The sequence below is a fragment of the Streptomyces sp. NPDC002513 genome, assembly GCF_053595355.1.
This window is the reverse complement of record NZ_JBSFXK010000070.1, coordinates 1-13655: the sequence shown is the minus strand read 5'-3', so window position 1 is coordinate 13655 and position 13655 is coordinate 1. Positions and strand designations below refer to the sequence as shown.

The following is a 13655-nucleotide window of genomic DNA, read 5'->3' as shown; positions in this document are numbered from 1 at the left end:
CGTCGGCCGGCCGCGGAACGATGCGCGGGGGCGGCGGTCTTCGGAAACGGAGTGCAGGAGGGGCGGTCGGTTCCCGGCCGTCGGGCGTCCCGGCATCAGTCGTGTGGCCCTTGCGTGGTGGCGGCCGTGTTCGCGGAGCGGGCCGGTGCCGCGGCCGGGCGGGCGCTCGTGGCGACGGTGAGATGCGGGGGCGTGCACGACGGGGTCTCCTTGCGGACGAACGCGCGCCGCAGTGCGTGGTAGGGCGCGCCCGGGTGGTGGAAGGTCCGGTGCATCCTGGCCAGCTCCCGTTCCCTGAAGGCGGCCAGCGGCTCCTTGCTCTGCTGGAGTTCCCGGTCCGCCTTCTTCGCCGCGATCCGGGAGCGCGTTCCCGGAAGTGCCGCCAGCCGGGCCGCCAGCCGGCCGACCTCCGCCGTGAAGTCCTGCGGCCCGCTCTCGACCGTCCGGTCGACGAGTCCGAGGTCCCGGGCCCGCGCGGCGCTCATCGGCAGGGCCTCGTGCAGCAGCCGGTCGGCCGTCGTGGCACCGACACGCCGGGGCAGCGTGTACGTCCGGTACTCGGAGCCGTACAGGCCCATCAGCCGGTAGTGCGGATTGAGGACGCACCCGGCCCGGCACCAGACCTCGTCGGCCGCCAGGGCGAGCATCACGCCGCCCGCCGCGGCGTTGCCGCCGAGCGCGGAGACGACCAGCCGGTCGGTGGTCGTCAGGACCGCCTCGACCAGGTCGTCGATGGCGTTGATGTTCGCCCAGGACTCGGCCGCGGGGTCGTCGGCGGCCTCGATGACACCCAGATGGATGCCGTTGGAGAAGAAGTCCCGCCGGCCGCCGAGCACCAGCACCGAGGTGGGGCGCGCGCACGCGTCCCGGTAGGCGGCCAGCAGCCGCCGGCACTGGGTGGTGCTCATCGCGCCGCCGGGGAAGGCGAACGAGAGGAAGCCGACGCCGCCCTCCTCGCCGTACCGGATGTCGGTCCAGGCGGGCCCTGCGGTGTCCGGGGCCACGGGCAGCTCGGGCAGCGGGGGCAACCGGTCGCCGAGGGCCCGTACGGCGGGAAGCTTGATCGGGCGCGGCTGTCCCGGAACGCGTCGGCGGCGCAGTTCGGGAATCCACACGGCACCGTCCCGGGTCGCCCGGCAGATCGCCCCGGCCCGGGTGGCGAGCAGCTCCCCGGGAGTTCCGCGCAGTTCCTCCTCGGGGTGGCCGCCGTGCAGGAACCACTCCTCACCGAGCAGCACGTCGAGCACGCCGGGCTGGGAGTCCGCGGCGCGCAGCTTGCGGACGACCGTGCGCGTCGCATTGGCGGCCCAGTCGATCCGCCGGACGCTCTGGTCGAGGTACGGACGGCTCCGCCCCACGCCCTGTGCCCGGGGGGTGTAGGTCCCGGAGGCGAAGCGCTCCACGGCCAGCAGGACGGCCTCGATGGCCGCGTCGGCGATCTCGCCCCGGTACAGGTCGCTCTTGGCCACCGGCGGTACCGGGCACGCCACGGACGCCCACACGGCGCCCGTGTCCATCTCCTCCTCCGCCTGAAGGACCGTCACGCCCCACCGCGCGGCGCCCTCCATGATCGCCCAGTCCAGGGAGGACGGCCCGCGGTCTCCGAGGGGGCCCGGATGGACGATGAGACAGGGGCAGGCGGTCCACACCTCCCGGGGAATCGCCGTCTTCAGCATCGGCGCCAGCACGAGGTGCGGCGCGTGCCGCCGTACGGCGTCCGCCAGGGAGACCCCCGGCAGGGCGAGTTCCACCGCCACCGTGTGGCCCCGGTCGCGCAGCTCTGCGTGGACGCGCTGGGTGAGGCTGTTGAACGCGGTGGCCACGAGCAGGATGTGCACGGCGGACTCCCGGCGGACGGTGCGGGCGGAGTTGCCCGGCCGAGTGCGATCGTCGGGCACCGCCGTCCAGGGGGTTCGCAGACTGGCTGCGAAGTCACCCGCAGGTGGGCGTGGCGCCTCCACTCGGCCGCGAGAGTCCTTGCGCACCGTGAAGGTGCGATCACCTCATGCGACGTCTCTCGCCTCCCGCCGCCGGGGAGTGTAAACAGGGCACATGGTCCGACTCCCGGGTCGAACCGGTTACCGGTCGTCCCGTCGTGCGGGTGGTCCGCGCTCCCCGGGGGCGCAGAGCCGCGCCGAGCTGGTGCCCGCTCCCGATGTCCGGCAGACATCGCCCCAGCCACCGCCCCCGCCGTCCGCCGGGGATCGGCAGGAGACAGGGCGGCAGCGCCCGCGTACCCTCGCGGCGCTGCAGGCGGCGGCGACCGGGCGCAGCGTCGCCGGACAGGTGTTCCTGTTGCAAGTGGTCATCGTGCTGCTGCTGGTGCTGACCGCAGTGGTGGCGCTGCTCCTTCAGGCACGCCGCGACACCACGATGGAGGCCCGCGGCCGTTCCCTCGCCGTCGCCGAGACGTTCGCGAACGCCCCGGGCACCCGTGAGGCACTGAGCGGTCCCGACCCGACGGCCGTGCTGCAACCCGCCGCCGAGGCCGCCCGCGCCACATCAGAGGTCGACTTCATCGTCGTCCTCAACGACCAGGGGATCCGCTACACCCATCCCGTGCCCGCGCGCATCGGCCAGCCGTTCGTCGGAAACCTCCAGCCCGCGCTGGCGGGGAACACCGTGACCGAGGAGATCAACGGCACCCTCGGCCGGGTGGTGCAGGCGATCGTCCCGGTCAAGGCGATGGACGGCAGGGTGGTGGGCGTGGTGTCGGCCGGCGTCACGACGGAGCACGTGGGCGGGGCCGCGGACCGGGAGCTGCCGATGGTGGTGGCCTCCGCGGCCGCCGGGCTGGCCCTGGCGACAGGGGGCACGGCGCTGGTCAGCCGGCGGTTGCTGCGCCAGACGCATGGCCTCGGACCGCACGAGATGGCCCGGATGTACGAACACCACGACGCGGTCCTGCACTCGGTCCGCGAGGGAGTGATCATCCTCAGCGGCGACGGCCAGCTGCTGCTCAGCAACGACGAGGCGCAGCGTCTGCTCAACCTCCCCGCCGACGCCGAGCGGCGGCATGTGACCGACCTCGGCCTGCCCCCCGACACCGCCGCGCTGCTGGCCTCCGGGCAGATCGCCACCGACGAGGTGCGGCTGGTCGGGGACCGGCTGCTGGCGATCAACCAGCGGCCCACGGACCGCGGAGGAGGCCCGCCGGGGAGTGTGGCCACCCTCCGTGACTCGACGGAGCTGCGCGCCCTGTCCGGCAGGGCGGAGATGGCGCGCGAGCGTCTCAGCCTGCTGTACGACGCCGGTGGGGCCATCGGAACGAGTCTGAGCGTGCGGCGCACCACCGAGGAGCTGGCGAGGCTGGCCGTTCCCCGCTTCGCCGACTTCGTCACCGTCGATCTGTTCGACGCGGTGCTGCACGGCGAGGAGCCGGAAGCGGGGTCCGATCTGCGGCGTACCGCGTTCAGCGGGATCCGTGACGGCGCCCCCCTCTACCCCCGGGAGCAGCGGATCCATTACGTGGCGTCCACGCCGCAGGCCACCAGCCTGCTCAGCGGCAGGACCGTCCTGGAGCCCCGGTTGAGCGAGGCCCAGGGCTGGCTCGCGCAGGACGTCGAGCACACCTCGGCGGTCATGGCGTTCGGCATCCACTCGCTGATCGCCGCGCCCGTGCGGGCGGGGTCGCTGATTCTGGGTCTCGTCAGCTTCTGGCGTTCCGAGAAGCCGGAGCCCTTCGACGCGGAGGACGTGGCGCTCGCCGAGGAGCTGGTGGCCCGCGCCGCGGTCGCCATCGACAACGCGCGCCGGTACACGCGCGAACACAGCATGGCGGTGACGCTGCAGCGCAGTCTGCTGCCGCAGCGCCTGCCCGAGCAGGGCGCGCTGGACATCGCCTACCGTTACCTTCCGGCGCAGGCCGGAGTGGGCGGCGACTGGTTCGACGTGCTGCCGCTGTCCGGCGCCCGGGTCGCGCTGGCGGTGGGCGACGTGGTGGGCCACGGCCTGCACGCGGCGGCCACGATGGGACGGCTGCGCACGGCGGTCCACAACTTCTCGACCCTCGACCTGCCGCCCGACGAACTCCTCGGCCTGCTGGACGAACTGGTGGTCCGCATCGACCAGAACGAGACGGCCGAGGACGCCAACGCCTCCATCACGGGCGCGACCTGTCTGTACGCGATCTACGACCCGGTCTCGCGGCACTGCACCGTCGCCCGCGCGGGCCATCCGCCGCCGGCCCTCGTCCTGCCCGACGGCCGAGTCCACTTCCCCGACGTGCCGGCCGGTCCGCCGCTGGGACTGGGCGGGCTGCCGTTCGAGACGGCCGATCTGGAGCTGCCGGAGGGCAGCCGGCTCGTTCTCTACACGGACGGGCTCGTCGAGGACCGGGAACGGGACATCGACGCGGGACTGGAGTTGCTGCGTGCCGCCCTGGCGGAGGCGGGGCCGTCGCCCGAGGACACCTGCCGGGCCGTCCTGGACGCCCGGCTGCCGTCCCGGTGCCCCGACGACATCGCGCTGATCGTCGCGCGTACCAGGGCCCTCGCGGCCGATCAGGTCGCCGAGTACGACGTGCCGATGGATCCGGCGGCTGTCGGGGAGGTACGGGCGTCGGTGGCACGGCGGCTGGCGGAGTGGGGGCTCGACGAGCTGAACTTCACGACGGAGCTGATCCTCAGCGAGCTGGTGACCAACGCGATCCGGTACGGCAGTGCGCCGGTCCATGTGCGGGTGGTGCGCGAGCGCAGCCTGATCTGCGAGGTCTTCGACGGCAGCAACACCTCGCCCCATCTGCGCTACGCGGCCATGACGGACGAGGGCGGACGCGGCCTGTTCCTCGTGGCGCAGCTGGCCGGCCGCTGGGGGACCCGCTACACGCGGTCGGGCAAGGTCATCTGGGCCGAGCAGCCGTTGCCCTGAGGCGGGCCTGGCGAGGTCCCGGCCGACGCGGTCCACCGGGCCCGGCCGGTGTTGGCCTCGCGCGGACTTGTCCGACCCTACGAACCTCGTGCCTGACGGGTACCCATCACCTTCTACGTCTGATAGGAAACCTTCCTATCAGTACAACTCCCAACCCCCCACTCCCCATTGGAGTCCCCGTGGTGCATCGCTCTCCCGACGCGGCAGGCCCGAGGCACACGTCCCGTCGCACCGTGCTCGCCCTCCTCGGCGCGTCCCTGGCCGCCGCGCCGCTCCTGAACTCCCCGTACGCCTCGGCGGCACCCGTCGCAGCCGCCAAGGCCGTGGGGCTCGACGACCCGGCGAAGAAGGAGATCGCCATGAAGCTGGTCTCCAGCGCGGAGAACTCCTCCCTCGACTGGAAGGCCCAGTACCAGTACATCGAGGACATCGGTGACGGCCGCGGCTACACCGCCGGCATCATCGGCTTCTGCTCCGGCACCGGCGACATGCTCGACCTGGTCCAGCTCTACACGGACCGCAAGCCCGGCAACGTACTCGCCACATACCTGCCCGCCCTGCGCCGGGTGAACGGCAGCGCCTCGCACAGCGGCCTGGACCCTAACTTCCCCAAGGACTGGCGCAAGGCCGCGCAGGACCCGGCGTTCCAGCAGGCGCAGAACGACGAGCGCGACCGGGTGTACTTCAACCCCGCCGTCCAGCAGGGCAAGGCCGACGGGCTCGGGGTGCTCGGGCAGTTCACGTACTACGACGCCATCGTCATGCACGGCGACGGGAACGACCCGACGAGCTTCCGCAACATCCGCCAGCGCGCGCTGCGCTCGGCGAAGCCGCCGGCGCAGGGCGGCTCCGAGGTGACGTACCTCAACGCCTTCCTCGACGCGCGGGTCTGGGCCATGAAGCAGGAGGAGGCCCACAGCGACACCAGCCGGGTCGACACCGAGCAGCGGGTCTTCCTGCGCAAGGGCAACCTGAACCTCGACCCGCCGCTCGACTGGAAGGTCTACGGGGACAGCTACCACATCGGCTGATCCCGGACGCCTGGCGCGGCCGGGCCGCGGTCAACGGCCGGAACTCACAGCCGCGCCCGCGCCCGTCCCCGGCCCAGGCCACCTCGACGCCGTCGCCGTCGGCCACCACGGCGGCGACGGCGTCCGCCAGTGGTGCGGGGCCGGGGTTCGGCCGTGAGGGCGCGACGTACGGTTCGCGCCGCCCCGTCCCGCTATCCGGGCCCGCCGTCCCGGCCGGTGATGCCCGGCCCGTTCGCGGCGGCGTCGTCGGCCTCGTCGAACGCATCCGCCGACGTCCGGACCCCCGTGCGCACGCGGTCTCGCGCGGCTGCCCCCAGGGCCACGGCCCCCGCGGCGTAGGCGCAGCCCAACAGGGCCGACGCGCGCGGGCCGGGCAGTTTCGACTCCAGTAGCCGCAGCGCTGTCTCGTGCGCGGACCACAGCGTCAGGACCCCGCACACCCCGGCGGCGCCGACCAGCGCGCCGCCCGCGCCGATCCGCCGCAGGGCGGCCCTGACCTCACTCTGCACCGCGAGGATCTCGTGACGGACGAGCTGCGCGGTGTCCTGGGCCAGCCGCGCCGCCGCGTCGCCCACGGTGCCCCTGCCCTCCGACGAGTCGTCGCCTTGCACATGCATCGCTGCCGCCTCCGTCTCTTGCGCACCCGGGGCCGGGTCCGCCGCCGAGGCCCGCGGCCGGGGGTCATCTCCCGCAGTACCCCGTCACGCCCCCCTGTCACTCACCCATATGCCCCCAATGCGCGCTTTACGCAATAAAAGCTGTGATCGTTGTAAACCAATGCACTGCAGGCATTCAGTCAGTGAGGAGCGACGGTGAGCGACCCCGACCCGAAGTGCGGAGGCGCACGCGAGGCGGATTCCGTGTTCGAGGCGGCGTGCGCGGTGGCCGACGCGGTCCTCTACGAGGGGTATCTGCTCTACCCGTACCGGAGGTCCTCCCCCAAGAACCGAGTGCGCTGGCAGTTCGGCATCCTCGCGCCGCGCGCCTGGGCCGAGGCGCACGGCCCGGTGACGCCCGGCCTCTCGGGGTCCGTGGAGTCCTGGTGGCAGCAGACCGAGTGCCTGCTGCGGGCCGAACCCGATGCCGTGGTGCGGGTACGGGTGCGCTATCTGCAGACGCAGGCACGGAGCGTAGAGCGCCGGACCGAGGACGGCCGGCTCGTACCCGTGGACGGCCTGGAGGCCGCCGGCACCGTCCATCTCGCCTTCGAGGAGGCGGTGCCACAGGAGAGGGACTTTCTCGTTCCGCTCGTGGACCTCCTGGCGGCGGACCGGGAGTTCGACGTCGGCGCTCCCGGCGGCGAGGAGACGGAGCAGCTTCCCCAGGGCGTGGGACGCCTGGTACGCCGGCGCCGTCCCGTTCAGGCGCGGACGACGCTGAGCGCCGAGCGGGTGCCCGGCCCCGGCGCCCTGTACCGGCTGCGGGTGCGCACGGAGAACACCGGCCGGTCGACGCCGGCCGGGGCGCGGCGGGACGAGGCCCTCGCCCAGGCCCTCATCGCGTCGCACACCCTCATCGGCGGTACGGGGCTGGGCTTCTGCTCCTCCATCGATCCGCCCGACGAGGTCGCGGGACTCGTCCGCGACTGCCGCAATCTGCACACCTTCCCGGTGCTCGCCGGCGCGGAGGGAACCGACGGCCTCGTCCTGTCGTCGCCGATCATCCTGCCCGACCATCCGCAGGTGGCGCCGGAGAGCCCCGGCGACCTGCACGACGCGGCGGAGATCGACGAGATCCTCACCCTGCGGACGCTGCTGCTCACGGACGACGAGAAACGGGAGGCGCGCGCCACCGATCCGAGAGCCGCCGGGATCCTGGACCGGGTGGAGAGCATGCCGCCGGAGGTGTGGGCCCGGCTGCACGGAGCCATCCGCTCGCCGGCTCCCGCCACCGCGCCCGCCCGGACCCCCGACGGTTCGCCCGGCGACGGCGGTGATCTCCCCCGCCCCGTGACACCGCCCGCGCGGCCGGAGCGGGCCGCCGCCCCGGAGCGGCGGGAGGACTCCGCCGCGGATCTGTCCCCGCACGCAGACGGTTCCCCGGCCGCCGGCACTCCGGTCGACGACAGCGGCGAACCGCGCCCGCACGTCAACGGACCGGGCGGGCGGGCGACCGCCGTCCTGGACCAGAAAGGGTGTCATGGACGCCATCGAGTTGCTGAAGCATGACCACCGGATGGTCGAGCAGCTGTTCCGCGACTACCACTGCGCCGCCTCCGGCCGGCAGCGCCGGGCCGTGGTCGAGACGCTGGTCCAGGAGCTGTCCCGGCACACCGCGCTCGAGGAACTGATGGTCTATCCGCTGGCCAAGCGGGCCCTGCCGGGCGGGGTGCCGGAGATCGAGGAGCTCCTCGCCGAGCACATGGCGGCCAAGAAGACGCTTCTGGCCCTCGACAAGTTGTCCGTGGACGACGACCGCGAGAGGGAACTCGTCGAGCAGTTGCGCCAGGAGATCGAGGACCACGTGCAGGAGGAGGAGGGGGAGCTGATGCCCCGACTCCGCGATGCCGTGTCCCAGAAGGATCTGGACCGGCTCGGGGAGCTTCTCGCCCAGGCGAGGCAGACCGCGCCGACCCGACCGCATCCACACGCACCGGACGAGCCCCCCGCGCTGTCGCTCGCCGGACCGGTGGCCGCAGCCTACGACCGACTCCGGGACCGACTGCAAGGGAGGCCGAGGACATGACCATCAAAAGCGGGACCACAAAGGTCAGCCAGCAGCCCGCCAGGGCTGAGGACAGACAGGGGTTCGACGAGGTTCACATTCTGTGGATCTCCGAGGGCATGAGCTGCGACGGCGACACCGTGTCGATGACGGCGGCCGGCCAGCCGGGGATCGAGGACGTCGTCCTCGGACTCGTCCCGGGCCTGCCGAAGGTGAACCTGCACAACAAGGTGCTCTCCCCCACCCTGGGCGGCGAGGACTTCCTCGCGCCCTTCCGGGCGGCGGCACGCGGTGAACTGGAACCGTTCGTGCTGGTCATCGAGGGGTCGGTCCCCAACCAGAACATCATCGAGGGCGACGGTTACTGGACGTCGTTCGGCAACGATCCGGAGACCGGCAACCCGCTCACCCTGAACTGGTGGATCGACCACCTCGCCCCCAAGGCCTGGGCGGTCGTCGCCGTCGGTACCTGCGCCACCTACGGCGGGATCCACGCGATGGCGGGCAATCCCACGGGCTCCATGGGCCTTGCCGACTATCTGGGCTGGGAGTTCAGGTCGCGGGGCGCCCTGCCGATCATCAATGTGCCGGGCTGCCCCATCCAGCCGGAGAACTTCATGGAGACGCTGACCTGGCTGCTGTACCACGCGGCCGGCTCGGCGCCGCCGCCCCCGCTGGACCACATGCTCCGCCCGCAGTGGCTGTTCGGCAGAACGGTGCACGAGGGCTGCGACCGCGCCGCGTACTACGAGCAGGCCGACTTCGCGAAGGACTACAACTCGCCCAAGTGCCAGGTGAAGGTGGGCTGTTGGGGTCCGGTCGTCAACTGCAACGTACCCAAGCGCGGCTGGATGTCGGGCGTGGGCGGCTGCCCGAACGTCGGGGGCGTCTGCATCGGCTGCACCATGCCCGGCTTCCCGGACGCGTTCATGCCGTTCATGGACGAGCCGACGGGCGCCACCTTCTCGTCGGCCCTCATCCGGCCCTACGGGGCCGTGATCCGCAGGCTGCGCGGCATCACCAACGTCGCCGTCAACCGCGAGCCCAGGTGGCGCCATGACAAGGCCGAGTTGACCAGCGGTTACGACCCCTACTGGCGCCCCGCGGAAGGGGCGAGCGAGAGAACGAGGAAGGCCCGGACATGACGGCAACCGAGGCGCGGGGCACGAAACGCAAGCCTGCGCAGATCGTGGACATGTCGTGGGATCCGATCACCCGGATCGTCGGCAATCTCGGCATCTACACGAAGATCGACTTCGCCAACCGGGAGGTGGTGGAGTGCCACAGCACTTCGTCGCTCTTCCGGGGCTACTCCGTCTTCATGCGGGGCAAGGACCCGCGCGACGCGGGCTTCATCACCTCACGCATCTGCGGGATCTGCGGTGACAACCACACCACCTGCTCCCACTACGCCCAGCAGATGGCCTACGGCGTCAAACCGCCGCCGCTCGCCGACACCATCGTCAATCTGGGCGAGGCGGCCGAGTACATCTTCGACCACACCATCTTCCAGGACAACCTGGTGTTCGTGGACTTCTGCGAGGCCATGGTCAAGTCCACGAACCCGAGCGTGCTGGCCCGGGCGGAGCGCACCGAGGCACGCAACGGCCGCATCCACGGCTACCGGACCATCGCCGACATCATGCGCGCCTTCAACCCCTTCGAGGGCGAGGTGTACAAGGAGGCGCTCAAGATCAGCCGCATCACCCGGGAGATGTTCTGCCTGATGGAGGGACGCCATGTCCATCCCTCCACGCTGTACCCGGGCGGGGTCGGCACGATGCCGCAGCCGACCACGTTCACCGACTACCTCTCCCGGCTGCTGCATGTCCTCGACTTCGTGAAGAAGGCCGTCGTGATGAACGACGACGTCTTCGACTTCTTCTACGAGGCGCTGCCCGGCTACGAGGAGGTGGGCCGCCGCCGGATCATGCTCGGCTGCTGGGGCGCCTGGCAGAACCCGGACGTGTGCGACTACCGCTACGAGACGATGAGCGAGTGGGGCCGGGCGATGTACGTCACCCCCGGTGTCATCGTGGACGGCAAGCTCGTCACCAACGACCTCGTCGACATCAACCTCGGCATCAGGATCCTGCTGGGCAGTTCGTACTACGAGGACTGGGTGAACGAGGAGCCGTACGTCACCCGCGATCCGCTGGGCAACCCCGTCGACATGCGCCACCCGTGGAACCAGACCACGGTGCCGATGCCGCAGAAGCGCGACTTCGACGGCAACTACAGCTGGGTGATGAGCCCGCGCTGGTACGACAGCAACACCCGCGAGCACCTTGCCCTGGACACCGGCGGCGGCCCGCTGGCGCGTCTGTGGTCGACGGCGCTCAATGGACTGGTGGACACGCCGTATGTGAAGGCCACGGGGCACAGCGTGCAGATCTCGCTGCCGAAGAGCGAGAAGCTGCCCGAGATGACGCTGGAGTGGGTGATCCCCAAGTGGAGCAACACCCTCGAACGCGACCGGGCCCGGCCGTACTTCGTCGCCTACGCCGCTGCCATGGCCTTCCAGTTCCTGGAGAAGGCGATGGCGGCCGTCCGCGCCGGTGAGACCAAGGTCTTCGAGAACTACGAGGTGCCCGACGAGGCGATCGGCTGCGGGTTCCACGAAGCGGTGCGCGGTGTGCTCTCCCACCACCTGGTGATCAAGGACAAGAAGATCGCGAACTACCACCCGTACCCGCCGACGCCGTGGAACGGCAGCCCCCGGGACGTCTACGGCACCCCCGGCCCCTACGAGGACGCCGTCCAGGGCCAGCCGATCTTCGAGGAGAACGGCCCGGACGACTTCAAAGGCGTGGACATCATGCGCACCGTGCGCAGCTTCGACCCCTGTCTGCCCTGCGGTGTGCACATGTACCTCGGCAAGGGCAACACGCTGTCCAAGCTGCACTCACCCACCTACGGGGCGGCTCATGCCTGAGACCGTACGGCTCGACGAGGCGGCGGTCGCGGAGCGGCTGTCGCGCATCGACCGGCTCCTGGAGCAGATGCAGAGCGCTCCCGGCCCGATGACCGGCGCGGCGATCGAGGCGGTGCAGGCCCTCACCGAGGTCTACGGCGAGGCCCTGGCCCGGGTGCTGGACGGTGCCGACGAGCCGCTGGTCGACCGCATGGCCGCGGACGAGTTGACCGGACACCTCCTGGTGCTCCACGGCATCCATCCGGAGCCGCCGGAGCGCCGGGCCGCGCGCGCCGTCGCCGGTCTGCGGCCGGCGGTGCGCGAGCGGGGCGGTGACATCGAACTGGCCGCCGTGGAGGAGGGGGTCGCCCGGGTGCGTGTGTCCACCAAGGGGTGCGGGACGTCGTCCGCCGCGGTGGAGGACGCGGTCCGCGAAGCCGTGCTCGCCATGGCACCGGAACTCAACGGCGTCGAACGGGCACCCGGGGACGACGGACGGCGGCCCGCCTTCGTCCCGGTCGAGTCGCTCACCCTGCGTCCGGCGTCCGCCGGAGAGCGGTCATGACCTCCGGCGCGCTGGCCCGTGTCATCCGCTCGGCCGCCGACCGGCGACCGGACGCGGAGTTCTGCGACCTGTGCGGTGCCGAGGTGGTCTCCGGGCACCGGCACCTGTTCGACACGACCGGAGAGACGGTGCTGTGCGCGTGCCGGCCCTGCTCGCTGCTCTTCGTCGAGGAGGGCACGAGCGAAGGGCGCTACCGGCTGGTGCCACGGCGCAGGGTGCGTCTTCCCCCGGTCGACACCCAGGGGCTCGGCGTCCCGGTGGGGCTGGCCTTCTTCGTACGCCACACGGACGACACGGTGACCGCGCACCTGCCGAGCCCCGCGGGAGCCACCCGCTGGGAGGCGGACCGGGCGGCCTGGCGCGATGTCGTCTCCGGCTGCCCGCAGCTCGCCACCCTGCAAGCGGATGTGGAAGCGTTGCTGGTGAACACCGCCCACTCCGCGCGGCACCACTGGATCGCTCCGGTCGACGACTGCTTCCGGATGGTGGCCATCGTCCGACGGGAGTGGCGGGGTCTGTCCGGCGGCAGCCGGGTGTGGCCCGCCGTCGAGCAGTTCTTCGCGGAACTGACCGAACAACCGCAGTAACCGGCAAGGGAGCACACCATGGGAAGGATCCGGGTAGGCAAGCCGCAGGTGAGTCCCGATACGCCCCAGCACGTCTTGGGACTGCATCAGGGCAACAAGGGCCCGACCGAGCGGCAGACCGGTCACCACAGGGACGGGACCGCCGACGCGCGCCGCTCCACCGGGGTGCACTGGAGGGCGCACAACGCGATCACGAAGACCATGCCGAACCTCCCTCCGGGATGACACGGCCTCCACGGCCGCGCCTGGACGGGTGCGGCCGCCCAGACGAGAGGAGTTGGGGATGACGGCCAAACGAGTGCTGATCGCCCAGGGGCTGCTGGTGGGCGCCGTGGCACTGACGCTGCTCGCCAGGGAGATGCCCGGACTGATCCGTGAGGTCAGGATCTGGCGGATGGTGGGAGTCCGCGCCGGCTCCCGGCACGCGCACTGAGCGCCCCGCCTCCAGACTTCGCGCCGGTCACCGCGGACCGCTCCCGAAGCGCCTCACCGCGACGGGAGCGGTCCGTCGGCATGCCCCGGGCCGGACCGGCACCGTCGCCGTGCACGCGCGTGGGCGGGCGGCGCATCGCTGCACCGGGCGCCGCGCCAACGGCCGGTCAGGGCTCGGGAGATGCGCGGCCGCGTCCCCCGAATGGCCCCCTCTGCACCGCGCGGACGGCTCGGGCGAGGTCTCCTGGAGGGGGAGAGGCATCCGCCAAAGGAGCCGATCATGTATGAGATGTGTGCGGGTCCCGAGAAGCCCGGCGGCGTGCTGGTGTGGCACGTCATGGTCAAGCAGACCACAACGACGCTGTGCGGCCAGCGGCTTGTCGAGGTGGTGGATGCGGCCGGCGCCCAGCAGGCGGGCCACTGTACGGCGTGCATGGCGTCGTTCGCGAAACTGATGACGGCCCCGCCCGGGACCGGCCCCTCGGCCGTCGCGACGCACTAGTAGGGCTTCGTTAGGTAGCCCAACTGCCGTCTGATCGGTAGCGTGTGATCTTGTATCGGGTATGACACCCGAGGAGATGGATGAGGTCCGT

Annotated in this window: 13 protein-coding genes; 11 read left to right on the top strand and 2 right to left on the bottom strand. The window is 71.7% G+C overall.

Going from position 1 to position 13655, the window contains the following annotated elements:
- Positions 1 to 95: 95 nt before the first annotated feature.
- The gene (locus ACWD5Q_RS30665; protein WP_451430353.1) at positions 96 to 1838 is read right to left on the bottom strand and encodes an enoyl-CoA hydratase-related protein; all 1743 of its coding nucleotides are present in this window, start codon (positions 1836 to 1838) and stop codon (positions 96 to 98) included.
- A 448-nt stretch (positions 1839 to 2286) separates the two neighbouring features.
- Here ACWD5Q_RS30665 and ACWD5Q_RS30660 point away from each other — a divergent pair, with 448 nt between their 5' ends.
- Together ACWD5Q_RS30660 and ACWD5Q_RS30655 are read left to right on the top strand one after the other, a co-directional pair.
- Entirely contained in the window at positions 2287 to 4869 is a 2583-nt protein-coding gene (locus ACWD5Q_RS30660; protein ID WP_451430331.1) for a SpoIIE family protein phosphatase, read from the top strand.
- A gap of 179 nt (positions 4870 to 5048) precedes the next feature.
- A complete protein-coding gene (locus tag ACWD5Q_RS30655; RefSeq protein WP_451430330.1) occupies positions 5049 to 5900 on the top strand; it encodes a chitosanase in 852 nt (283 codons plus the stop codon).
- Between the two features lie 191 nt (positions 5901 to 6091).
- On the opposite strand, the gene ACWD5Q_RS30650 is transcribed toward ACWD5Q_RS30655, so the two are convergent.
- A complete protein-coding gene (locus ACWD5Q_RS30650; protein ID WP_451430329.1) occupies positions 6092 to 6517 on the bottom strand; it encodes a phage holin family protein in 426 nt (141 codons plus the stop codon).
- Positions 6518 to 6712: 195 nt separating this feature from the next.
- Here ACWD5Q_RS30650 and ACWD5Q_RS30645 point away from each other — a divergent pair, with 195 nt between their 5' ends.
- The 9 genes from ACWD5Q_RS30645 to ACWD5Q_RS30605 all read left to right on the top strand — a co-directional run bounded on the left by ACWD5Q_RS30645 (position 6713) and on the right by ACWD5Q_RS30605 (position 13564).
- A complete protein-coding gene (locus ACWD5Q_RS30645; protein ID WP_451430328.1) occupies positions 6713 to 8068 on the top strand; it encodes a hypothetical protein in 1356 nt (451 codons plus the stop codon).
- On the top strand, positions 8040 to 8585 hold the full coding sequence (locus ACWD5Q_RS30640) for a hemerythrin domain-containing protein (RefSeq protein WP_451430327.1): 546 nt from the start codon (positions 8040 to 8042) through the stop codon (positions 8583 to 8585). Before ACWD5Q_RS30645 ends, ACWD5Q_RS30640 begins: the two co-directional genes overlap by 29 nt.
- The gene (locus ACWD5Q_RS30635; protein WP_451430326.1) at positions 8582 to 9709 is read left to right on the top strand and encodes an NADH-quinone oxidoreductase subunit B family protein; all 1128 of its coding nucleotides are present in this window, start codon (positions 8582 to 8584) and stop codon (positions 9707 to 9709) included. Before ACWD5Q_RS30640 ends, ACWD5Q_RS30635 begins: the two co-directional genes overlap by 4 nt.
- Positions 9706 to 11499, top strand: a complete 1794-nt coding sequence (locus ACWD5Q_RS30630) for a nickel-dependent hydrogenase large subunit (RefSeq protein WP_451430325.1) — start codon at positions 9706 to 9708, stop codon at positions 11497 to 11499. Before ACWD5Q_RS30635 ends, ACWD5Q_RS30630 begins: the two co-directional genes overlap by 4 nt.
- Positions 11492 to 12043 carry a NifU family protein gene (locus ACWD5Q_RS30625; RefSeq protein ID WP_451430324.1) on the top strand — a complete coding sequence of 184 codons (552 nt, stop codon included), beginning with the start codon at positions 11492 to 11494 and terminating at the stop codon, positions 12041 to 12043. Before ACWD5Q_RS30630 ends, ACWD5Q_RS30625 begins: the two co-directional genes overlap by 8 nt.
- Positions 12040 to 12630, top strand: coding sequence for a DUF5947 family protein (locus tag ACWD5Q_RS30620; protein WP_451430323.1), 591 nt, complete (start codon positions 12040 to 12042; stop codon positions 12628 to 12630). The genes ACWD5Q_RS30625 and ACWD5Q_RS30620 overlap by 4 nt, the downstream gene beginning before the upstream one ends.
- A gap of 18 nt (positions 12631 to 12648) precedes the next feature.
- The gene (locus tag ACWD5Q_RS30615) at positions 12649 to 12855 is read left to right on the top strand and encodes a hypothetical protein (RefSeq protein WP_451430322.1); all 207 of its coding nucleotides are present in this window, start codon (positions 12649 to 12651) and stop codon (positions 12853 to 12855) included.
- A 58-nt stretch (positions 12856 to 12913) separates the two neighbouring features.
- On the top strand, positions 12914 to 13063 hold the full coding sequence (locus tag ACWD5Q_RS30610; protein WP_451430321.1) for a hypothetical protein: 150 nt from the start codon (positions 12914 to 12916) through the stop codon (positions 13061 to 13063).
- 279 nt (positions 13064 to 13342) lie between these two features.
- A complete protein-coding gene (locus ACWD5Q_RS30605) occupies positions 13343 to 13564 on the top strand; it encodes a hypothetical protein (protein WP_451430320.1) in 222 nt (73 codons plus the stop codon).
- Positions 13565 to 13655 lie beyond the last annotated feature (91 nt).

Bases quoted from the DNA above. Each gene is read 5' to 3' on its own strand.
- ACWD5Q_RS30650 (WP_451430329.1), bottom strand. From the start codon at position 6,517: ATGCATGTGCAAGGCGACGACTCGTCGGAGGGCAGGGGCACCGTGGGC.
- ACWD5Q_RS30640 (WP_451430327.1), top strand. From the start codon at position 8,040: ATGGACGCCATCGAGTTGCTGAAGCATGACCACCGGATGGTCGAGCAG.
- ACWD5Q_RS30635 (WP_451430326.1), top strand. From the start codon at position 8,582: ATGACCATCAAAAGCGGGACCACAAAGGTCAGCCAGCAGCCCGCCAGG.
- ACWD5Q_RS30630 (WP_451430325.1), top strand. From the start codon at position 9,706: ATGACGGCAACCGAGGCGCGGGGCACGAAACGCAAGCCTGCGCAGATC.
- ACWD5Q_RS30625 (WP_451430324.1), top strand. From the start codon at position 11,492: ATGCCTGAGACCGTACGGCTCGACGAGGCGGCGGTCGCGGAGCGGCTG.
- ACWD5Q_RS30620 (WP_451430323.1), top strand. From the start codon at position 12,040: ATGACCTCCGGCGCGCTGGCCCGTGTCATCCGCTCGGCCGCCGACCGG.
- ACWD5Q_RS30615 (WP_451430322.1), top strand. From the start codon at position 12,649: ATGGGAAGGATCCGGGTAGGCAAGCCGCAGGTGAGTCCCGATACGCCC.
- ACWD5Q_RS30610 (WP_451430321.1), top strand. From the start codon at position 12,914: ATGACGGCCAAACGAGTGCTGATCGCCCAGGGGCTGCTGGTGGGCGCC.
- ACWD5Q_RS30605 (WP_451430320.1), top strand. From the start codon at position 13,343: ATGTATGAGATGTGTGCGGGTCCCGAGAAGCCCGGCGGCGTGCTGGTG.